Source organism: bacterium, from assembly GCA_026129405.1.
Classification (GTDB): Bacteria; Desulfobacterota; Binatia; order DP-6; family DP-6; genus JAHCID01.
This window is the reverse complement of record JAHCID010000003.1, coordinates 261,798-282,646: the sequence shown is the minus strand read 5'-3', so window position 1 is coordinate 282,646 and position 20,849 is coordinate 261,798. Positions and strand designations below refer to the sequence as shown.

Genomic DNA, 20,849 nt, shown 5'->3' with positions numbered 1-20,849 from the left:
CGCGGGCGCCGCCTGACGCCGCATGGGCGACACCATCTTTCGACCCTACACGCCGTCGGACGCCGAGCGGAGCGACCGCTCCGCCGGCGACCGGGCCCGGCACCGTCTCAAGATCCGCGAGTCGATCCGCGAGAACATCGCCGACATCATCGCGGAGGAATCCATCATAGGGCAGAACCGCGATCGCATCATCAAGGTGCCGATCCGCGGCATCCGCGAGTACCGCTTCGTCTACGGCGAGAACACGCCGGGCGTCGGCCAGGGCAACGGCGACAGCCAGCAGGGCCAGGTCGTCGGCAAGGCCAAGGGGCAGCAGGGCGGCGAGGACAAGGCCGGCGACTCGCCCGGTAGCGACTTCTACGAGACGGACGTCACGCTCGAGGAGCTGATCGAGATCATGTTCGAGGATCTCGAGCTGCCCGACCTCGAGCGCAAGGCGTTGCGCGAAATCGAGGCCTACCGGACGGCGAAGCGCAAGGGCTACCGGCAGGTCGGCATCCGCATCCGTCTCGACAAGCGGCGCACGGCACGCGAGCGTGCCAAGCGGCGCATGGCGGCGATCCGCCGGCAGGAGACGGCGTTTTCACCGGCGGCCGGCCAGGGGCCGCGCGCCGGGCGCTTCCCGTTCCACGACGACGACCTCGTCTATCGCCACATCGTCACCGACGTCCGCAAGGAGTCGAATGCCGTCGTCCTGTGCCTGATGGACACCTCGGGCTCGATGGACACGATGAAGAAGTACCTCGCGCGGAGCTTTTTCTTCCTGCTCTACCAGTTCATCTGCACGAAGTATCAGAACGTCGAGATCGCCTTCGTTGCCCACCACACCGAGGCGAAGGAGGTCACCGAGGAGGAGTTTTTTCACAAGGGCGAGTCGGGCGGGACGTTCATCTCGTCCGCCTACACGAAGGCGCTCGAGATCATCCAGGCGCGCTACCACCCGTCGCTGTGGAACATCTACGCCTTCCACTGCTCGGACGGCGACAACTTCGACTCCGACAACCCGGCGGCGCTGAAGGCGGCGAAGGAGCTCTGCCAGGTATGCAACCTGTTCGGCTACGGCGAGATCAAGCCGCTCGGGTCGCGCTACTACGAGAGCTCGATGCTCAACATCTTCCGCCGCCTCGACGACGACAACTTCCAGACCGTGCTGATCGAGCGGAAGGAGGACATCTGGCCCTCCTTCAAGGCGTTCCTCGGCAAGGACCGCGGCGCGCGGCAGGGAGTGCAGGCGTGAGCGACTACACCCTCCGCGACCTCGAGTACTGGGACGCCCGCATCCGCGACAAGGTCCAGGAGTTCGGCCTCACCTGCTATCCGCAGGAGTTCGAGATATGCGACCACACCGCGATGCTCGGCTACATGGCCTACTCCGGTATGCCGTCGCACTACCCGCATTGGTCGTACGGCAAGTCGTACGAGAAGCTGAAGACGCTCTACGACCACGGCGTCTCGGGACTGCCGTACGAGATGGTCATCAACTCGAGCCCCGCCCTCGCCTACCTGATGCGGGACAACACGCTGTGCCTCCAGATACTGACGATCGCGCACGTCTACGGGCACAACGACTTCTTCCGGAACAACTTCACGTTCCAGACGACCCGCGCCGAGTACACCATCACGACGTTCAAGGCGCACGCGGACCGCGTCCGCCGCTACATCGAGGACCCGAGCATCGGCTACGAGCGCATCGAGGGAATCCTCGACGCCGCCCACGCGCTCTCCCTCCAGTGCCGCCGCAACATGGCGGTGAAGAAGCTCTCCGAGCCGGCGGAGCAGGCCCGGCTCGACGAAGCCCTGCACCCGCGATCGGACCCGTTCCAGAAGATCCACAGGCGCCCCGACGCGCCGCCGCCACCACCTGCCAAGGTGCCGCCGTCGCCGGACGAAGACCTGCTGCTCTTCATCCGCGACCACAACCCCTTCCTCACGAACTGGGAGCGCGACCTCCTCACGATCGTCCACGAGGAGGCCCAGTACTTCATCCCCCAGATCGAGACGAAGATCATGAACGAGGGCTGGGCCTCCTACTGGCACCGCACGATCCTCGAGAGCCTCCAGCTACCGCAGGGGCTGCACCTCGAGTTCCTCGTCCGGCACAACCAGGTGGTGCGACCGCATCCCGGGGGTATCAACCCGTATCACATCGGCCTGAAGCTCTGGGACGACATCGAGCGGCGCGGCAACGAGCCCACACCCGAGGAGCGTGAGCGCCTCCCCGCCGACAAGACCGGCCGCCAGCTCATGTTCGATACCCGCGAGGTCGACCGCGACGTCTCTTTTCTGCGCCGCTGGCTCGGCGAGAAGCAGATGCGTGACCTCGACCTGATCCGCTACGAGTCGCGCGGCGACGATCTCGTAGTCAGCCACGTCTCCGACGAGCAGGGCTGGCGGGAAGTGAAGGAGCTGCTCGTGAAGAGCGTCGGGATGGGCTCGACCCCCGTCATTCGGGTGGAAGACGCCGACTTCTCCGGCAGCCGCACGCTCCTGCTCGGCCACGTCCACGACGGCCGCGACCTCCAGCTCGAGTACGCCGAGCGCACCCTGAGCTACGTTCACCGGCTCTGGGGCCGCGAGGTGGTGCTCGATACGGTCCTGAACGGCAAGAAGGCGACCCTCAGCTACGGCGAGCGGGGCTTCTCCGCGAAGGCCGCGAAGTAGCCCCGGCCCTGGCGGCCGAGCCGTCACTGGCCTCCCCCCCGCGGGACGCTATAATTTCGCCCGGTGCCGATCTACGAGTATCGCTGCGAGGACTGCCGCCGGAAGGTGACCGTGCTCACCCTGCGTGTCGGCGAGACCGTGGACGCCACCTGCGAGCACTGCGGGAGCCCGCGCCTGCACCGTCTGATGTCGCGCTTCGCCATGGTGCGATCCGAGGAGGCCCGCCTGGACGCCTTGTCCGACGACTCCGCGCTGGGTGGGATCGACGAGAACGACCCGCGGAGCGTGGCCCGCTGGATGCGCAAGATGGGCCAGGAGCTGGGCGAGGACGGGGGCGACGACGTCGAGGCCATGATCGACGACATGGAGTCGGGCGACGACGCCGGAGCGAGCGACGACGGCGCCGGTGGGGACGAGTGACGGCCCCTTCCGGTCATCCCACGCCGTCCGGCCCCGAGCGGGTCGAGGCCGAGCGCCTGCGCTGGGCCGACGTCCTCGCCAGCATCAGCGACGGGGTCATCGTCCTCGATGCCGAGGGCACGTTGAGCGACATGAACCCCGCCGCCGAGCAGATGACGGGCCTTGCGGCGTCCCAGGGCATCGGCGTTGCGGTCGCGACGCTCTTCGGCGGTCGGAAGGGGGCCGAGTGGCTCGCCGACACCGCCCGCCAGACCCTGGCCGAAGGCTTCGCCCGGCGCAGCGAGGGCACCCTGCGTGTCCACGGCACCGAGGTGCGGGTGAGCGGGGCCTGCGCGCCCGTCTACGACGAGCGCGGGACGGTCAGCGGCGCGGTCCTCGTCCTCCACGACCTGACCCTCGAGCGGGCGCTCGACGAGACGACCCGGCGTGCGGATCGCCTCGCCGCGCTCGGCACGGTCGCCCTCGGCCTGGCCCACGAGATCCGCAACCCGCTGGGCGGGATCAAGGGTGCCGCGCAGCTCCTGCGGGCGTCGTTGTCCGACCCCGAGCAGATCCGATGTACGGAGATCATCGTCCGCGAGGTGGAGCGGCTCGACGGCCTCGTCGAGCAGCTGCGCAGCCTGGCCACCCCGCCGCGGCTCCAGATGCAGGCCGTGAACATCCACCGCATCCTGAACGACGTCGTATCGCTCCAGCGTCAGGCCCCCGAATGGGGAGCGGTGGAACTGCGCAGCGAGTTCGATCCGAGCCTGCCGGCGGTGCAGGGCGACCGCGCCCAGCTGACCCAGGTGTTCCTCAACCTGGTGCGCAACGCCCTCGAGGCGCTCGCCGGGGCCGGACGTCTCGTCATCGCCACGCGGCTCGACACCCGCTACCACGTGCGGCGGCGTCAGGGTCGCAGCCAGTTCCTCGCCGTCAGCATCGCGGACGACGGGCCCGGCGTCGCCGAGGAGCATCGTGCCAACCTGTTCGCCCCGTTCTTCACGACCAAGGCCCGCGGCACCGGGCTCGGTCTCGCCCTCTGCCACCGGATCATCAGCGAGCACGGGGGCGCCATCGCCCACGAGCCCGGACCGACCGGCGGCAGCGTCTTTCGTGTCACCCTCCCCGTGAGTGAGGATCATGTCGAACCCGGAACCTGAGCCGACCGGCACCATCCTCGTCGCCGACGACGAGGACTCCATCCGCTGGGTGCTGGAGCGCGCCTGCGCCCAGCGCGGGCATACCGTCGTGAGCGTCGGCAGCGGCACCGAGGCGCTCACCGCGCTTCGCGAACGACGCTTCGACGTCGCGCTGGTCGACATCCGTATGCCCGACCTCTCGGGCCTCGACGTGCTCAGCCGCGCGCGTGAGGACGGCCTCGACACCCTCTTCATCGTGATGACCGCCCAGAACACCATGGGCAACGCCATCGAAGCGACCAAGCGCGGGGCCTACGACTACCTGACGAAACCCTTCGACCTCGAGCAGGTCGCGGCGCTGCTGACGCGCGCCCTCTCGCTGCGCCGGTTGACGCAAGATCTGGAGCGCCTGCGCGGCGAGCTCCGCCAGCGCCACGAGATGGTGATCGGCGGGACGCCGACCATGCAGGAGGTCTACAAGATCATCGGCCGCGCCGCCCCGACCGACGCGACCGTCCTGATCCAGGGCGAAACCGGCACCGGCAAGGAGCTCGTCGCCCAGACCCTGCACTATCACTCCGAGCGGCGGGGACCCTTCGTCGCCCTCAACTGCTCGGCGATCCCGAACGAGCTGCTCGAGAGCGAGCTCTTCGGCTACGAGCGCGGCGCCTTCACCGGCGCCGTCGAGCGCCGCATCGGCAAATTCGAGGCCGCCGCCGGCGGCACCCTCTTCCTCGACGAGATCGCCGACATGCCGCTCGGCCTCCAGGCGAAGCTCCTGCGGGTCCTGCAGGAGCGCGAGTTCACACGCGTGGGCGGCCGCGATCTCATCCGCTCCGACGTGCGCATCGTCGCCGCCACGAACCAGGACCTCGAGTCCGCCGTCCGCGGCGGCCGCTTCCGCGAGGACCTCTTCTTCCGCCTGAACGTGGTGCGCATCCTCGTGCCGCCGCTGCGCGAGCGGAAGGCGGACATTCCGGAGCTGATCGAGTTCTTCCTCGACAAGATCAACCGCGACCTCGGCACCAACATCGTCGGCGTCACCGACGAGGTGCGCGAGATGCTCATTCGCCATTCCTGGCCGGGCAACGTCCGTGAGCTCGAGAACACCCTCCTGCGCGCCGCGGTCCTCGCCAAGGGCCGCACGCTCGTCCCCGAGGACTTCGTCCTCGCCACGCCGCATCGCCCGGCGCCGACCGAGATCCTGCCCCTCGAGGAGGCGGTCCGCCGGCGCCTCGCCGAGCTGCTCGACGCAGACGGCGACGGCGCGCGCGACCTCTACACGGCGCTGATCGGTGCGGTGGAGAAGCCCCTGCTCGAGGTCGTGCTCGAGCGGGCCGGCGGCAACCAGGTGCGCGCCGCCGACATGCTCGGCATCAACCGCAACACCCTGCGCAAGAAGATCACCGAGCTCGGCATCGCGCTGCGCCGCCTGCCGGGCGGCTCCGTCGGGTGACCCTCCCGCCGCTCTACGCGATCGTCGACCCGCTCGACACCGCCCGCGATCCGGTCGCGCTCGGCGAGGCGCTCCTCGCGGGAGGGGCGCGCATCCTCCAGCTGCGGCTGAAGGACGCGAGCGCACGCGAGGTGCTCGCCGTCGCCCGCGTGCTCGTCGCTCGCGCCCGCGCCGCCGGCGCCCGCCTCGTCGTCAACGACCGCGCCGACGTCGCCCGCGCCGCCGGCGCCGCCGGCGTTCACCTCGGGCAGGACGACCTGCCGATCGCCGCCGCCCGCCGTGTCGTCGGCCCGGGCGTCGTGGTGGGGCTGTCCACGCACGACGTGGCCCAGGCGCGGGCCGCGGCCGCCGCCGGGGCCGACTATCTCGGCGTCGGCCCGATCTACGCCACCACCAGCAAGACGAACGCCCTCACGCCACGCGGTCTCGATCTCGTCGCCGCCGTACGGGCGGCGGTCCCCGAGTGCCCACTGGTCGCCATCGGGGGCATCGGACCCGACACCGCGGCGGCCGTGCGTGCGGCCGGTGCCGACGCCGTCGCCATGATCGGGGCGCTCGTGCGCGCCCCGGACCCGGCCGCTGCCGTGCGCGACGTCGTCGCCCGCCTCGCCCGCTGAGCGCGTTCAGCCGACCTGGGTGTCCGGCTCGCTGGGCATGACCTCGCGGTTCTCGAAGCGCGTGAACTCGCGCAGGAAGGTGAGCTCGACGGACCCGATCGGGCCGTTGCGCTGCTTCGCCACGATGATCTCCGCGACGCCCTTCTTGTCGCTGTCCTCGACGTAGACCTCTTCGCGGTAGATGAAGCCGATCACGTCGGCGTCCTGCTCGATCGCGCCCGACTCGCGGAGGTCGGAGAGCCGCGGCTTCGGGGGACTGCGGCTCTCGACCTGCCGGTTCAGCTGCGAGAGCGCGATCACCGGCACGTGCAGCTCCTTGGCCAGCGCCTTCAGCGAGCGCGATATCTCCGAGATCTCCTGCTCGCGGCTGTCCCGTCCCTCCGAGCCCCGCATGAGCTGGAGGTAGTCGACGATGATGAGCTTCAGGCGCGCGTTCGCGTCGCGGTGCAGGCGGCGTGCCTTGGAGCGCAGGTCGAGGACCGTGAGCGCCGGGGTGTCGTCGATGTAGATCGGCGCGTACGAGAGACGTGCGGCGGCCTCGGCGAGCTCACGGAACTCCCGGTCGTTCAGATGTCCGGTACGCACCCGGGCGAGGTCGACGTGCGCCTGCGAGCACAGCATGCGCATCGCCAGCTGCTCCTTCGACATCTCGAGCGAAAAGAAGGCGCAGCCCGCGTCGCCCTTGAGCGCCGCGTTCTCGGCGATGTTGAGGCAGAAGGCCGTCTTCCCCATGCTGGGGCGTCCGGCGATGATGATGAGATCCGACGGCTGCAGCCCAGCCGTCAGCTTGTCCAGGTCGATGAAGCCGGTGGTGACGCCCGTGACCGCGTTCTGCTGCTCGTGCAGCCGGTCGATGTCTTTGAACGTCTGCCCGAGCAGCTGGTCGAGGCGCACGAACGCCGGCTTCACCTCGCGCTCCGAGAGCTGCATGATCTCCGACTCGGCGCGGTCGAGCAGCTCCTTCACGTCGCCCTGACCGTCGTAGCCGCGCGTCGCGATGCCGGTCGCGGTGGTGATGAGGTTCCGCAGGATCGCCTTCTCGCGGACGATGCGGGCGTAGTTCGCGATGTTGGCCGCGGTGGGTACGCGCTCGGCGAGCTCCGCCAGGAAGGCGACGCCGCCCACGTCGGCCAGCTCGCCGCGATTGCGCAGCGCCTCGGTCAGCGTGATCAGGTCGGCGGGCTCGTTGCGCTCCGAGAGCGACAGCATGGCGCGGTAGATCTTGCGGTGCGCCTCGCGGTAGAAGTCGTCCGCGGTGATCAGCTCGTGGACGCGGTCGATCGCCGTATTATCGAGGAGGATGCCGCCGAGGACGCTCTCCTCGGCGTCGAGCGCCTGCGGCGGGACCCGGCGAAAGCCCTCCTCGATGCTCGCCATGGACGACGAGCCCCGTTCAGCGCGCGACGCCGGTCCGCTGCTCGAGGAGCCGCTCGAGCTGCCGGCGATCCTGCCGCGTGATCTGCTCCTCGGGCTGCACGCCCGAGTCGGCCATGAGGACGCGCCAGATGGCGACGCCCGCCACCGCACCGATCGTCAGCATCACGAGCGGGCGCACGAACGCTCGTGCCGGTGCCCCACGTCGCCTTTTCACCGCCTGCCCCATGCTACGCGTCCCTGCGAGGTGCTTCTCTAGCCCATGAGGGGAACGCCCGCCACCTCCGACGATCAGAGCTTCGGGCGCAGGACCGGCCAGGCACGCTGCTGGGCGATCCGTCGCAGGCGTGGATCGGGGTGGACGGCGACGGGGTGCCCCACCCGCTCGAGCACCGGCATGTCCGTGATCGAGTCGGTGTAGAACCAGCTCGCCCCGAGGTCGACGTCGTGCTCGGCCGCGAACCGCTCCGCCCAGTACACCTTGCCACGCCCATAGCAGATCGGCCGCACCGCTTCGCCGGTGAAGCGCCCGTCGCGCACGACGAGGCGGCTCACGAGCACGTCGCGCACGCCCAGATCGGCGGCCAACGGCTCGGCCAGGTAGCGGGTGGCGCTCGTCAGCAGCGCCGGCACGTGCCCGGCGGCGCGATGCTGCGCCACGAGCGCGGCCATCGCCGGGTACAGATAGCCGCGGATCTCGTCGGCGTACCAGGTCCGGCAGTCGGCTTCGGTGTCGGCCTCGGAGCGTCCGCGCACCCACTCCATCGAGGCCGTGAGCGCGGCCTGCACGTCGAGCAGGCCGAGCTTGTAGCGGGCGAGGTAGTAGAGCGTGCGGGCGACGTCGCGGCGACGCGCCTGCCCGGTTCGCCGTAGATGACGCATGTACAGCTGCGCCGAGTTGCGGGCGAGTAGCGTGCCGTCGACGTCGAAGAGCGCTGCGACCCGCACTGACCCCCTTAGGCTCGCTCGACCACCATCGCGATGCCCTGGCCGCCGCCGATGCACAGCGAGGCGACGCCGAGGCGCGCGTCACGATCGGCCATGGCGTAGAGCAGCGTCACGAGGACGCGGGCGCCGCTGGCGCCGATCGGATGGCCCAGCGCGATCGCACCGCCGTTCACGTTGACCCGGTTCTTCGGGATCTTGAGCTCGGCGAGCACGCCCAGCGACTGCGCCGCGAAGGCCTCGTTGAGCTCCCAGAGGTCGATCTCCTCCTTGCGGAGGCCGGCCCGCTCGAGCGCCTTCTCGACCGCCGGCCAGGGACCCATGCCCATGATCGACGGATCGACGCCGGCGGAGCCCCACGCACGGATGGTCGCGAGCGGCGTCAGGCCGAGCGCCTTCGCGCGCTCGTCGGTCATGACGACCACCGCCGCGGCGCCGTCGTTGATGCCCGACGCATTGCCCGCGGTGACGGTGCCGCCGTCCGGCTTGAAGGCCGCGCGCAGCGGCTTCAGCTTCTCGGCGGTGGTGCTGGGGCGGGGATGCTCGTCGACCTCGAACTTGAAGGTCTCGCCCTTCTTCGCACCCGGGACCTCGACGGGGACGATCTCGGCCTTGAACTTGCCGCCCTCGATGGCGGCGCCGGCCTTCGCCTGGCTTTCGGCGGCGAACTCGTCCTGCGCCTCGCGCGAGATGCCGTACTTGGCGGCGACGTTCTCGGCCGTGATGCCCATGTGCACGAGCGTGATCGGACAGGTGAGGCCGTCGGCGATCATCGAGTCGAGCAGCTGCTCGTGGCCCATGCGGATGCCGAAGCGCGCCTTCTTCGTGATGTACGGCGCGCCGCTCATGCTCTCCATGCCGCCGGCGACGACGATCTCGCTGTCGCCCGTCAGGACGCCCTGGGCAGCCAGGATCGCGGCCTTCAGCCCCGAGCCGCACGCCTTGTTGACGCCGTAGGCGGTCTTCTCCTTCGGCATGCCCGCCTCGATCTGCGCCACGCGCGCGGGGTTCAGCCCGAGCCCGGCGGGCAGGACGTGGCCGAGGATCGCCTCGTCGACCTGCTCCGACGTGAGCTTCGCGCGTGCGATGGCTTCCCGGACGGCGATGGCGCCGAGCTTGGTGGCGGGCTGCTGCGCGAGCGCGCCTCCCAGGGTGCCGATCGCGGTACGCGCGGCGCTGACGATGACTGCCTTGGCCATGGACGGACCTCCTTCGAGTGGCGAGCGACGGGTCGCGCCAGAGGTCGCGACCGATCGGGTCGGGTCTCGGGACCCTAGCATAGCCCGCAAAGTTGACGCTATCGGGACGGGGATGAGCGAGCGGCGGCGGTTCGGGATCGTGCTCTCGGGTGGCGGCGCCCGCGGGGCCTACGAGGTCGGGGTCCTCGCCTGGCTGCTCGAGGAGCTGCCGCGGCGACTCGGCCGGCCGCCGCGTATCGACGTCTTCACCGGCACGAGCGTCGGCGCCATCCATGCCTGCTGGCTCGCCGCCTCCCTCGACGAACCCGACGCGGGGCCACGCCTCGAAGCCATCTGGCGGAGCCTCGAGGTGGCCGGCGTGTATCGCATGGGCCTGCGCGACCTCCTCGCGATTCCGCGCCGGGCCCTCGGCCTCGGGTCCGCCGAGCCGACCCCCCGCACGGACCGCCTGTCCGGCATCCTCGACACGCGGCCGCTGGAGCGGCTCGTGCGCGAGACGGTCGCCTGGGATCGGCTGCGCACCCGCGTCGCGTGCGGCGACGTCGAGGCGGTCGCCGTCGCGGCGACCGAGATCGCGACCGGCCGCTCCGTCGTCTGGGTCGACCGGCGCGAGCCCACGACGCCGGTCTGGCCGAACGATCCGTTCGTCGTCGCCCGGCCCGCTGCGCTCACGCCGGAGCACGCCCTCGCCTCGGCCGCGATCCCGTTCCTCTTCCCCGCCCTGCGCGTCGACGGCGAGTTCTTCTGCGACGGCGGCCTGCGCCTCAACACCCCGCTCGCGCCGGCGCTGCGGCTCGGCTGCGACCGGCTCCTCGTGATCGGCCTGCGCCACGTGCCGACGCCCGCCGAGGATGCGGCGCTCGCCGCCGCGCGCACGGCGAACTACGCCTCCCTCACCTATCTCACCGGCAAGATGCTGAACGCGCTCCTGCTCGATCGCATCGACTACGACGTCGACCGCCTCCAGCTCACGAACGCGGTCCTGGAGGCCGGGGTGCGGACCTACGGCGCGGGCTTTCTCGCCCACGTCAACGAAACCGTGGAGCGGGTGCGGGGCGCGCCCTACCGGGTCGTCGATACCGTGTACCTGCGGCCGTCCCAGGACCTCGGTGTCCTCGCGGCCGAGTGCTACGCGCACAAGGAGCGTCCCGAGAGCCTGCGTGCCTGGATCTCCGACGCGGTCCTGCGCTACGCCGTGCAGGGCCTCGTCGCCGAGGCCGACCTGCTCTCCTACCTCCTCTTCGACGGCTGCTACGCGAGCCACCTGATCACGCTCGGCCGCGCCGACGCCGCACGCCGCGCGGACGAGCTGGTCGCGCTGTTCGCCGACCAGGCGCCGCCGCCGTGACCGCCCCTCAGGGCTCCGGGTCGGCCGCGACACGCGGCCAGTCGGCCGGCCGCACGTAGCTCACGGGCCGCCCCGGCGGCACCGGAACCCGGTCGCGCTGCTTGCGCGTCAGGCGGATCATCACCTCGAGCGACTGCTCGAACTCCTCCATCGGCCGCATCTCGACGAGGCCACGGCGCACGAGGTCGTCGAACAGCGCCTCGCCGCGCTCGGAGCGCAGCACGGTGATGGTCCAGTCGAGGCAGGCGACGCCGCCGCAGGAGATGTCCGCGAGCTCGGCGGTGAAGTCGCCGCAGTGATGGCATTCGGGGCGGGCATACTCCTGCGCCTTGTGGAGGCTCATCTCGCTGACCTCGCCGTCCTTCTTGTAGACGAGGACCTTCCCCTTGACGTTGAACTTCTTCACGTCGCGCAGCGGGATGCCCATGCCCTGCTCGATCTTCTCGACCATGAGGCCCTGGTAGGTGAAGACCTCGGTGCACAAGAGCCCGACGGTGAAGTCGACGATCTCGCCGTAGCCCTTCAGGAACTTCCGCTGCCGCGCGACGTGCTGCTCCTTCTTGCGCGGCGTGTGGAGAAAAGCCGTGTCCGCCTGCTGGATCTTGCGCACCGGCGTCACCTGGCAGGGCACGCCGACGAAGCAGACCTTCTGCAGCCCCATCTCCGCGGCGTCGGCGAGTGCGAGGTCGTTCGGACAGTAGGTGTACCAGGAGCCGGCGCTGGCGATCGCCTCGTCGACCGTGGTCACCACGCGTGGCTTCGGGGCGGCCGGCGTGGCGTCGTCGGCGGCCGACACCACCGCCCCGTCGAAGAGCCCCTCGCGCAGGCCATGGGCGAGGATGGCCGTCACCACGCCGCCGTCCTGCGCGCGCCCGAGGATATCGGGGTCGGTGCAGCGCGCGGCGACGATCCGCCGGTAGCGCCCGAAGACGCCCTCGTAGACGCCGGGCGCCCGCGGATGCACCGCGTCGCGCAAGCCGAACTCGCGGATGCCGAGCCGCGGGCACACCTGCGCGCAGACGTCGCAGCCGATGCCCTCGCTGATGCCGCAGTAGTCGAACGCCGCCGACGCCTTCGCCACCTGCTTCGGCTTGCCCTCGACGTAGTCGATCACGTTGTGGGGACAGACGAGGACGCACGTCCCACACTCGCAGCAGCTCCCGAAGGCGACCACCTCGTTCATCATCTGCTTGAAGGTGACGTGTGCCACGATCCTCCTCTCGACGGCTTGCGCCGCTTCGCCTGTGCCTCGGTCGGCTCGTCGCGGCCCGCGAGCAGAAATACGGAGATACCGGTCAGCTCGGACAGGGCGCAAGCGAGGTCTGCGTCACCCACCTTGCCGCTACGCTTCGCGCGTCCGAGGGTCGCCGCTGAGACGCGGACTCCCCTGCCCCATACCGCCCGCATAGCTTCGCTCGGCCCGTTCAGCTGATCGATCGCCCGCGCGACCCAGTTCACCTCGGTCTGTGATTTCGCGTCGGCCATGGGGTCCCGTCTAGCCGAAACCACTGACGCGAGCAACATAGACCCACCCACTTGACGCTCAGAAATGACCGGCGTATAGGACCGGCTGTGACGAGCGACACGACGGCCGACGCTACGCCCGCCCGGTGGACTCCGGAGCGCATCCGCGCCCTGCGGCAGCGGTGCGGCTGGAGCCAGGAGGAGTTGGCGGTGCGGGTCGGTGCGCGGGCCGCGACGGTCGGGCGCTGGGAGCGCGGCGGCCAGCGGCCGCTGCGCGTCTACTGCTTGCGGCTCGCGGAGCTCGATGCCGCGTCGACGGGGGCTGAGGCGTGATCGCGCTCGACTGCCGCCGCGACCGCGGCCGCGATGCGGGCGTACCCATCGGCACGCGGGTGGCCGTCGTGGAACTGCTCCTCCGGCGGCACGGTGACCGCGACCAGGCGGGCCCCGGTCTGCTCCGCGGCCTCGCGCAGCCGGCGGCTGGCGACGCGATAGACGGGCGTCTCGCTCCCGTACGTGACGAACCAGGGCGTGGCGCCGGCGGCGCGGACCGCCTCGGCGATCGCGACCAGGTTGGCGACGGTCTCCGGGGCGCCATCCTCCACACGGCGCCGCCGCGGCCGTGCGTCGACGATCGCATCCCCGACGAGGAAGGTCTGCGGGCGGTCCGGGTCTACGGTCTCCGGTTGATCGTCGCGCAGGTACCACGCGAGGAGGTAGCCGAGGCGCACGGTGCGCAGGCGCGCCCACCACGGGCGTTCGATCCGGTCGTCGCCGGCGGCCCAGAAGTCGTTGACGCCCACGGTCACGAGGACATCCGTCGGCCGCTGCTCGGCGAGCAGCGCGGGCAGCAGGCTCCGCAAGCGCCCGCTCGTCGTCCCGGGGACTCCCCAGTTGACGACGGTGGCGTTCGAGAGCCGCGCGCCGAGCTGGTGCGGGTAGCTCGCCTCCCGGGGGAGGAACAGGCCGAACACGTTGCTGTCGCCCACGGCGAGCAGGCGTCGAGCGCCCACACCGCTCGCGCTCGGGGCCGGGCGGATGAGGACCGCCGCCCCCTGCAGCACGAGCTCGAGGGCCGCGAGTCCTACCATCAGGCCGATGACCAGCAGGCCGCCGCGCTCGATCAGTCGTCGCACGACGACGGGACTAGCATGCCGGTCGCGTCACAGACCAGCTCGCCGCGCTGGTACCACCGCTGCCCGCGCTGCCCGCGCACCTTCGCCTGCCGGCGCGCCTGCCGCCGGCCCCCGTTCACCCTCTGCCCCAGCTGCCTCCGCGCGGTTGGGCTGTCCGCCTGAAAGAGGCTCCCATGGAGAAGCAGCTCGTCGAGCACGTCGCCCCGCACAGCGTCCAGCTGAGCACCAACGCCAAGGGCAAGGTGCAGTGCGAGGTCAAGGTCTACGACGCGGACCCCGGGGTCGCCGCCGCGCGCGCACTGGAGGTGCTGGGCCTCCTGCGGAAGCAGCTCGGCGACCAGATGGCGGCGGGCTGACGATGGGCACCTACCCGAAGCCCGATCCCTCCCGCACCTACACCACGTCGCAGGTGCTCGCGATGGCGCGCGAGCGCATCGCCACGGCGGAAACGTACCGGCCCGGCGAGGCCGCCTACGACAGCCGGGGCGGGTCCGTCGCCCCGGAGTTGCCCGCCGCCGTCAAGTGGAGCGGATGGGGCGCGCTCGAGGCGCTCGCGCTCGGCGAGAAGTGCACGGCGGCGGTGCAGCTGCTCGACCAGACGTCCCGGGCGCTCTTCGAGGCCGAGTTCGTCGCGGTCGACGACACGCAGGGGCACGCCGCGGTGCTCGCCGTCTACGACGCTGCGATCGCGCGGGCGAAGGCAAAGGACCAGCCGACGAACGGTCGTCAGGGCGGGCTGCCCTTCGCCGGCCGTGATCAGCGGCCGCAGACGACCACCGCCGCGCCGGCGACTGGTCCCAGCAACGGCGGCGCCGTCGCCGTGCGCCCCGAGGCCGCGGTCTCCCGCGTCGAGCAGCTCTGCGGCATCGTGACGGACCTCAACGTCGCGCTCGATCGGCTGAACGAGCTGCGCGCGCACGCGAACGTGTGTTTCCCCGCCGCACGGCCCGATTTCATCGCGCCGTTCCACTCGCTCGCCATCCGCACCGTCGCGATCGATGCGACGCGCCTGCCCCGGGAGGCGATCCGCAAGCCCGGCGAGTCGGCGGACTTCTACTGCGAGAAGCAGTCGCGCGGCTGGGCGCTCACCAAGATCGCCCTGGACAAGTTCGCGGTCGCGCTCGGTGTCTCCTGGCACCCCCTCGCCACCGGCCGCGTCGATGATGAGAGCGAGCCGCTCTACTGCCGCTTCCGCGCGGTCGGCGTGTACCTCGCCTTCGACGGCCGCGAGCTCATGAACACACAGCACAAGACCGTCGACCTGCGACCGACGTCGGCACAGGCCGCCGGCTTGAAGGTGACGTGTGCCGTACTGCACCTCCCCGCCGGCCGCCCGGCGTCGTCGGCGGCGCGGGGCGTCCCGCGAGCCGACTACCGAGATACCGGTCAGCTCGGACGAGGCGCAAGCGACACCCCATGTGGCGCACCCGTGCCGCCGCGCACGGGCGGCGCGCGTCTACCGCCCGTGGCTCGCCGACCCGGCCGCCGCGCCGGCACGGAGCGAGGCGTCGTCGCGCTCGAGCGCCGCCGCCACGCCGTCGGCGATGCGGGCATAGCCGGCGGCCCGCGGGTGCCCGTCCGGGAACTGCTCTTCGGGCGGCACGGTAACCGCGATCACGCGGGTGCCGCTCTGCTGGGCGGCCTGGCGAAGCCACCTGCTCGCCACGCGGTAGACGGGCGTCTCGCTGCCGTAGGTGACGAACCACGGCGTGGCGCCGGCGGCGCGGATCGTCTCGGCGACGGCGACGAGATTGCGGATCGTGTCGGGGGCGCCGTCCTCGGCGCGGCGGCGGCGCGGCGTCGCATCGACGATCGCATCCCCGACGAAAAAAGGTCTGCGGGCGATCCGGGTCCACGGTCTCCGGACGATCTTCCCGCAGGTGCCACGCGATCAGGTAGCCGAGGCGCACGCTCCGCAGGCGCGCTCACCACGGGCGCTCGATCCGGTCTCCCCCGCCACCCAGAAAGTCGTTCACCCCGACGGTCACGAGCACGTCCGTCGGCCGGTGCTCTGCGAGGAGCGCGGGAAGGACGCGGAGCAGGCGCGCGCTCGCCGTGCCGGGGACGCCCCCGTTGATCACGGCGGCGCTCGCGAGGCGCTCGCCGAGCCGGTGCGGGTAGCTCTCGCCCCGCGGGACGAACAGATCGAAGACGTTGCTGTCGCCCACGGCGAGGACGCGCCGCGCGCCTTCACCGTGCGCGCTCACCGCGGACGCGCGAGGAGCGCCGCGCCCTGAAGCGCGAGCTCGAGGAGGAAGAGTCCGGCGACCAACCCACCGACCCGCAGGCTTCCGCGCTCGAGCGCTCCTCGCACGACGGCGGGGCTAGCATGGCGCTCGCTTCGAGGACCACCGCGCCCGGCCCTCCGGACACCCGACGATCTCGCCAACCCTGGCGCCCCGCGGACGAAGGCGCTAGACACCGCGGCAACCCCAACGACCCGGAGGTGTGCACGATGACCGTCCGCAGCCTCGTCCTCACCGCTTGTCTCAGCCTCGTCGTCGCCGCCGTGCCCGTGCGTGCCGACGAGGACGCCTCGTCGCACGCGAAGCACAAGACGCAGACCATCACGCTGGGCGAGGACCTCATCATCCCCTCGGACAGCACGATGAGCGCCGACGAAGTGCTCGTGTTCCAGAACCAGTCCTTCAATCTCCTCCGCGTCGCCTTCATCCCGCCGCCCGACCTGAAGGACAAGATCCGCTGCACCTGGGCGACGTCCGATCCCGGCAAGCGGCCGCCGTGGGGGCTCTTCCAGTTCGAGGGCGACCGTCTGGTCGGCCTCATCCCGCCGGGCCGCTTCGCGAGCGTGTGCTCGTTCGCCCCGGGCAGCTACGCGTTCCTGGTCCGCAAGGAGCTCGACTCGGTCGACGTCGTGACGGGGACGCTCGACATCAAGGGCACCCTCACGGTGAAGTAGCCGCCCATGCGCGTGCTCGCCGTCGCCGCGCTCGCGCTCCTCGTCGGCAGCGGCGCGGCGGCGGTCGCCGCGCCGTCCGACGCGGCGACCGCCGACCTGCTCGACCTGCCCGTGCGGCGCGGCGACGCCGCGCCCGTGCCCCTGCGCGACGTCGTCGGCGACGGCCGCGCCGTGGTGACGTTCTGGGCGTCCTACTGCGCCCCGTGCCGCGCCGAGGTCCCGACCCTCGACGTGGCCGCCAGGCGCTGGGCGGCGCGCGACGTGCGCATCATCGGCGTCGCCGTCGACCTCGGCGACGCCGCCGAGGTGGCGCGCGTCGCCGCCGACTGGGGCATCCACTACGACACGTACTGGATCCACCCCGGCGCGCAGGAGCGCGCCCAGCGGATCATGCCCGAGGGGCTGCCCACGAGCTTCGCCATCTGGAAGGACCGGATCGTGCGACACCCGAAGTACCTCGATCCCCCGGGCCTCGAGAAGCTGATCGTCGAGCACCTCGGCGTCGCCGCGCCCGAGTGACGGGCCACCGCCCGTGGCCGTCTCCTCCGATCTCCTGAAGGACGTCGTCGCGCCGCTGCGCGACGCGCTCGAGCCGCTGCTGCGCGCCCCGGTGCCGGCACCGGCGGCACCGATGGTCGGGCACCTGCTCGACCTGGGCGGGCTGGCGGCGCTCGCCGCCGTGCTCGCCGGGATCGGGCTCGGGGTCCGGCGGCTGGGCGAGCGCTCGGCCGCCGTCGGCCTCGCGATGCGCGCCGGCTGCGCCGTGCTCGCCGTCGGCTTCGCCGCCTGGCTGGTGCGCAACCCGAGCCCCGGCTTCGAAGGCCTCTTCACGCGCTGGGATCACCTCGCCCTCGCGGCCTTCGGCGGCCTCGCGCTCGAGGGGGCGCCAGGGTGGATCCGCAAGGCCGGGCTCGTCGCCGTGAGCCTCGGCGTGCTCCTCCAGTACGCCGGCGCCCACGCCGTGCTCGGCGTCGGCGGCGCCTGTCTCGCCGGTGCGCTGCTCGTGCGCGGACCGCTGCGGTCCCGGCCCTGGGTGCTGGTCGCGGTGCAGGCGGCCCTGTTCGTCGGGGTGTACGTCTGGGGCCTCCGGATGCGGACCGGCAGCGGCGGCTTCGCCGCGCTCCAGGTCCAGGGCCTGCTGGCGTTCGCGGCGCTGCGCCAGGCGAGCTTCCTCGTCGAGGCCGTGCGCGCGCCGCGACGGCTCGTCGATTGGGCGGCCTACCTGACGTTCTACCCCGGCGCCTTCGGCCTCTTCGGCGCGCCGGAGGTGTACGCCGAGTTCTCGCGCCGCAACCTCGCCCGCGACGCCGCCCCGGATCCGCGCCGGGCCGTACGCCGCGTCGCGCTCGGCGCCGCCCAGACCTGGCTGGCGCTCGCCATCCCGGTCTCCGTCGACGACGTCCTCGCCGCCGGCGGTCCGCTCCTCGCCTGGCCCACCGCGATCGCTCTCTTTCTGCGTACGGCGCTCGCCGTGATGGGCGGCTGGGCGCTCATCGATGGCGTCGCGCTCTTCTTCGGCGTCCAGCTGCGCGCCAACTTCCGCGGCCTCCTCGGCTGCCAGAACCCGTCGGAGCTGTGGTGGGCATGGCGCGGCACGCTGACCAACTGGCTCGTCCAGCACGTGTACGCCCCGCTCGGCGCACGTCGTCACGCGGTGCGCAACATCGCCGCGGCCTTCGCCGTGAGCTTCCTGTGGCACATCGCCGGCCTGCCGTTCGTGAGCGGCGACTTCACCCTCGTCCAGGTGCTGCCGATCGCACTCTGGGCGGCGATCAACGGACTCGGCGTCGTGCTCCACGTCACGCTGCCGCCCACGCCCGACGGCGGCGTCGCGGGGCACACCGTGCGCACCGTCCTCATGTGGGCCCTGGGCGCCCTGACGCCCATCCTGCTCCACTTCCAGGGCCCCGCCTTCGCGCGCTTCCCGGAGGTCTTCCCCGCGCTCCTCGGGCTGCCGCGCTGACGTCGACCCGCCGCGGGTCCCATGTTAATCCCCGCCGCGCATGGACGATCCGCGCGCGGCCCGGCTCCTCGACTTCGTCCGCCAGTACCTGGCGGGCGACCGCGCCGCTGCGGTGACCGCCGATACCCCGCTCCTCAGCGAGCGCATCCTCGACTCGATGGGGATCACGCTGCTCGCGACCTTCGTCGAGGAGCAGTTCGGCGTACCGTTCGACGGCACCGAGCTGCGTGCCGGCCGCATGGAGAGCGTGCGCGCGCTGGTCGCACACCTCGATCGGCTGTGAGCGTCCCTCAGCCGGCGCGCAGCTGCTTCTCGGCCTGCGCGACCGCGATCAGGCGCCCGTCGCTCTGCCGGCGCACCCGGTGGTGCACGAGCAGCCGCTGGGGTCCGACGGCGTAGGCGTCGACCTCGACGCCGAGGGTGTCCGAGGCACGGCAGTTGCCGTAGAAGCCGATCCGCCGACGCACGGTGGCGCGCCCGTCCAACGCCCCGGCAGCGTACGTGCCGCTCGCGAGCAGCGCCGCCCGCTCGGCGGCGTCGAGGAAGGCGACGTAGTTCGCGAAGTAGAGCAGGCCGACGCCGTTGAGGTCGCGGTCGGGGTTGATCGGCAGGGTGACGGTGAAGCCGGACATGCCGAGCGGTCGCGCGTCCGTGGGGGGCGGCGCGAACGTGCCCCGCGCCTGTGCCTCGCGGGTGGCGCGATACGACTCGGGCTGGGTCGGCAAGCTCGGGATGGCGTCCAGTCGGGCGTTGGCCGGGGTGGCGATGCGGAGATCGTCGGGCCCGCCGCCGAGCGCCACGAGCACGTTCGACAGCCGCACGCGCGGCGCGCTGGGCAGCGGCGCGGCCGGCGTGCCCGGCGAGACCAGGAGGTGGTCGACCTCGAGCATGGTCGTTCCGAAGCGGCCGAGCGACGAGAGCACGTCGAGGTCGTCGTCGGGCCCGAACGCGCGCAGCCCCGCCTCGGGCAGGCCGTCGATCTCGACGTAGTAGATGCTCGCGTAGACCTCGCGTCCCTCGCCGTCGCGGAGCCGGGATGCCGGTGTGCCGACGAGGCGCCCGATCTCGCTCCATTGGAGATCCTGCACGTGGGCGAGCAGCGCGATCTCCGACATCGCCCCCGCGATCGTGTGCGGCATCCCGAGGTGCCACGGGCTGCGGGAGACGTACATCGTCAGGCGCCGATCCCGAGGCGCGCCGCCGCCAGGTGGAGTCCGGCGATGGTCTTGCCGTCGACGATCTCGCCGCGCCGCACGCGCGCGAGCGCGTCGGCGAACGGGACGCGCGCCACCTCGGCGATGTCCTCGTCCTCGCCCCGCTCGGCCGCCTCCTCGCGCAGGTGCAAGGCGAGGAACAGATGGATGCGCTCATCGGTGAAGCCCGGGGTGGTGAGGATGCTGCCGAGCGGGGTCATCTCGCCGGCGACGAGGCCGGTCTCCTCGCGCAGCTCGCGAACCGCGCAGGACTCGGGCGCCTCGCCCTCGTGGTCGAGCACCCCGGCCGGCAGCTCCCAGAGGTAGCCACCGGCGGCGTGGCGGTACTGGTGGATCAGGACGACGGCGTCGGCGGCGTCGACCGCCACCACCGCCGAGGCGCCGGGATGCCGGATGACCTCGAGCGCGACGCGGGCCCCGTTCGGCAGCGTGACGTCCTCGATGCCGAGGTCGACGATGCGACCCTGATAGATCGGCCGGCGCACGCCGCCGGGTCTAGCGGCTCGCCGGGTGGAAAAAAAGAGGCGCTTCGACTACGCGAAACGCATGAACCGACGCGACCAGATCGCCCTCACGCCCGACGAGCAGACCCGGTACCTCGCCGAATCGCACACCATCATCCTCGTCAGCAACGACAAGCACGGCTACCCGCACCCGCTGGCGATGTGGTTCGTCGTCGACCCGGACGGCTCGGTGGTGATGACGACCTTCCAGAAGTCGCAGAAGGTGCTGAACCTGCGCCGCGACCCGCGCTGCGCGCTGCTGATCGAGAGCGGCCGCACCTACCCCGAGCTGAAGGGCCTCATGATCCGCGGCCGCGCCGAGATCGACGCCGATACCGAGAAGGTCCTCGACGTCCTCATGCGCGTCAACGAGAAGTACACCCAGGGCCCCGCCGAGGGCTTCCGCGAGGCCGTGCGCGGCCAGGCCGCGAAGCGCTGCGTGATCCGCATCCGCCCCGAGCGCGTCGCCAGCTGGGACCACAAGAAGCTCGGCGCCGGGGTGTACTGA

24 protein-coding genes are annotated in these 20,849 nt (G+C 71.6%); 15 read left to right on the top strand and 9 right to left on the bottom strand.

What is annotated here, in order from left to right; all coding sequences use genetic code 11:
* Positions 1-22: 22 nt before the first annotated feature.
* From yhbH to thiE, 6 genes are all read left to right on the top strand, one after another.
* Complete coding sequence (yhbH, locus tag KIT14_13925) at positions 23-1,237, top strand: sporulation protein YhbH (GenBank protein MCW5891632.1); 1,215 nt, start codon at positions 23-25, stop codon at positions 1,235-1,237.
* Positions 1,234-2,661: a SpoVR family protein gene (locus KIT14_13920; protein ID MCW5891631.1), complete on the top strand. Its 1,428-nt coding sequence runs from the start codon at positions 1,234-1,236 to the stop codon at positions 2,659-2,661. Before yhbH ends, KIT14_13920 begins: the two co-directional genes overlap by 4 nt.
* Before the next feature lie 63 nt (positions 2,662-2,724).
* Positions 2,725-3,081: a zinc ribbon domain-containing protein gene (locus KIT14_13915; GenBank protein ID MCW5891630.1), complete on the top strand. Its 357-nt coding sequence runs from the start codon at positions 2,725-2,727 to the stop codon at positions 3,079-3,081.
* Positions 3,078-4,223 carry a PAS domain-containing protein gene (locus KIT14_13910; GenBank protein ID MCW5891629.1) on the top strand — a complete coding sequence of 382 codons (1,146 nt, stop codon included), beginning with the start codon at positions 3,078-3,080 and terminating at the stop codon, positions 4,221-4,223. Before KIT14_13915 ends, KIT14_13910 begins: the two co-directional genes overlap by 4 nt.
* Positions 4,204-5,658 carry a sigma-54-dependent Fis family transcriptional regulator gene (locus tag KIT14_13905; GenBank protein MCW5891628.1) on the top strand — a complete coding sequence of 485 codons (1,455 nt, stop codon included), beginning with the start codon at positions 4,204-4,206 and terminating at the stop codon, positions 5,656-5,658. The genes KIT14_13910 and KIT14_13905 overlap by 20 nt, the downstream gene beginning before the upstream one ends.
* Positions 5,655-6,275 (top strand): thiamine phosphate synthase, encoded by a 621-nt coding sequence (thiE, locus tag KIT14_13900; GenBank protein MCW5891627.1) that lies wholly within the window; start codon positions 5,655-5,657, stop codon positions 6,273-6,275. The genes KIT14_13905 and thiE overlap by 4 nt, the downstream gene beginning before the upstream one ends.
* Before the next feature lie 6 nt (positions 6,276-6,281).
* Here thiE and dnaB read toward each other — a convergent pair whose 3' ends face one another.
* The 4 genes from dnaB to KIT14_13880 all read right to left on the bottom strand — a co-directional run bounded on the left by dnaB (position 6,282) and on the right by KIT14_13880 (position 9,793).
* Complete coding sequence (gene dnaB / locus KIT14_13895) at positions 6,282-7,652, bottom strand: replicative DNA helicase (protein MCW5891626.1); 1,371 nt, start codon at positions 7,650-7,652, stop codon at positions 6,282-6,284.
* Positions 7,653-7,668: 16 nt separating this feature from the next.
* On the bottom strand, positions 7,669-7,830 hold the full coding sequence (locus KIT14_13890) for a hypothetical protein (GenBank protein MCW5891625.1): 162 nt from the start codon (positions 7,828-7,830) through the stop codon (positions 7,669-7,671).
* Between the two features lie 110 nt (positions 7,831-7,940).
* Entirely contained in the window at positions 7,941-8,597 is a 657-nt protein-coding gene (locus tag KIT14_13885; GenBank protein ID MCW5891624.1) for an HAD family hydrolase, read from the bottom strand.
* A gap of 8 nt (positions 8,598-8,605) precedes the next feature.
* A complete protein-coding gene (locus tag KIT14_13880; GenBank protein ID MCW5891623.1) occupies positions 8,606-9,793 on the bottom strand; it encodes an acetyl-CoA C-acetyltransferase in 1,188 nt (395 codons plus the stop codon).
* Between the two features lie 112 nt (positions 9,794-9,905).
* Between KIT14_13880 and KIT14_13875 the strand changes: the two genes are divergently transcribed.
* Complete coding sequence (locus tag KIT14_13875; protein ID MCW5891622.1) at positions 9,906-11,141, top strand: patatin-like phospholipase family protein; 1,236 nt, start codon at positions 9,906-9,908, stop codon at positions 11,139-11,141.
* 7 nt (positions 11,142-11,148) lie between these two features.
* Here the strand turns inward: KIT14_13875 and KIT14_13870 are convergent, their stop codons facing one another.
* Together KIT14_13870 and KIT14_13865 are read right to left on the bottom strand one after the other, a co-directional pair.
* Positions 11,149-12,351 (bottom strand): Coenzyme F420 hydrogenase/dehydrogenase, beta subunit C-terminal domain, encoded by a 1,203-nt coding sequence (locus KIT14_13870; protein MCW5891621.1) that lies wholly within the window; start codon positions 12,349-12,351, stop codon positions 11,149-11,151.
* On the bottom strand, positions 12,324-12,626 hold the full coding sequence (locus KIT14_13865) for a hypothetical protein (protein ID MCW5891620.1): 303 nt from the start codon (positions 12,624-12,626) through the stop codon (positions 12,324-12,326). The genes KIT14_13870 and KIT14_13865 overlap by 28 nt, the downstream gene beginning before the upstream one ends.
* A gap of 87 nt (positions 12,627-12,713) precedes the next feature.
* On the opposite strand from KIT14_13865, the gene KIT14_13860 reads away from it, so the two are divergent.
* Positions 12,714-12,938, top strand: coding sequence for a helix-turn-helix transcriptional regulator (locus KIT14_13860; GenBank protein MCW5891619.1), 225 nt, complete (start codon positions 12,714-12,716; stop codon positions 12,936-12,938).
* Here KIT14_13860 and KIT14_13855 read toward each other — a convergent pair.
* Entirely contained in the window at positions 12,884-13,741 is an 858-nt protein-coding gene (locus KIT14_13855) for a hypothetical protein (GenBank protein ID MCW5891618.1), read from the bottom strand. The genes KIT14_13860 and KIT14_13855 overlap by 55 nt on opposite strands.
* Positions 13,742-13,914: 173 nt before the next feature.
* Between KIT14_13855 and KIT14_13850 the strand changes: the two genes are divergently transcribed.
* The 6 genes from KIT14_13850 to KIT14_13825 all read left to right on the top strand — a co-directional run bounded on the left by KIT14_13850 (position 13,915) and on the right by KIT14_13825 (position 18,907).
* Complete coding sequence (locus KIT14_13850) at positions 13,915-14,097, top strand: hypothetical protein (protein MCW5891617.1); 183 nt, start codon at positions 13,915-13,917, stop codon at positions 14,095-14,097.
* Between the two features lie 2 nt (positions 14,098-14,099).
* Positions 14,100-15,818 (top strand): hypothetical protein, encoded by a 1,719-nt coding sequence (locus tag KIT14_13845; protein ID MCW5891616.1) that lies wholly within the window; start codon positions 14,100-14,102, stop codon positions 15,816-15,818.
* 378 nt (positions 15,819-16,196) lie between these two features.
* Positions 16,197-16,661: a hypothetical protein gene (locus KIT14_13840; protein ID MCW5891615.1), complete on the top strand. Its 465-nt coding sequence runs from the start codon at positions 16,197-16,199 to the stop codon at positions 16,659-16,661.
* Positions 16,662-16,667: 6 nt separating this feature from the next.
* On the top strand, positions 16,668-17,180 hold the full coding sequence (locus KIT14_13835; protein ID MCW5891614.1) for a TlpA family protein disulfide reductase: 513 nt from the start codon (positions 16,668-16,670) through the stop codon (positions 17,178-17,180).
* 13 nt (positions 17,181-17,193) lie between these two features.
* Positions 17,194-18,624 carry a hypothetical protein gene (locus KIT14_13830; protein ID MCW5891613.1) on the top strand — a complete coding sequence of 477 codons (1,431 nt, stop codon included), beginning with the start codon at positions 17,194-17,196 and terminating at the stop codon, positions 18,622-18,624.
* A 40-nt stretch (positions 18,625-18,664) separates the two neighbouring features.
* Positions 18,665-18,907 carry an acyl carrier protein gene (locus KIT14_13825; GenBank protein MCW5891612.1) on the top strand — a complete coding sequence of 81 codons (243 nt, stop codon included), beginning with the start codon at positions 18,665-18,667 and terminating at the stop codon, positions 18,905-18,907.
* Between the two features lie 7 nt (positions 18,908-18,914).
* Here KIT14_13825 and KIT14_13820 read toward each other — a convergent pair whose 3' ends face one another.
* Positions 18,915-19,796 carry a hypothetical protein gene (locus tag KIT14_13820; protein ID MCW5891611.1) on the bottom strand — a complete coding sequence of 294 codons (882 nt, stop codon included), beginning with the start codon at positions 19,794-19,796 and terminating at the stop codon, positions 18,915-18,917.
* Between the two features lie 2 nt (positions 19,797-19,798).
* Positions 19,799-20,323, bottom strand: coding sequence for an NUDIX hydrolase (locus tag KIT14_13815; protein MCW5891610.1), 525 nt, complete (start codon positions 20,321-20,323; stop codon positions 19,799-19,801).
* Between the two features lie 61 nt (positions 20,324-20,384).
* Here KIT14_13815 and KIT14_13810 point away from each other — a divergent pair, with 61 nt between their 5' ends.
* Complete coding sequence (locus tag KIT14_13810) at positions 20,385-20,849, top strand: TIGR03618 family F420-dependent PPOX class oxidoreductase (protein ID MCW5891609.1); 465 nt, start codon at positions 20,385-20,387, stop codon at positions 20,847-20,849.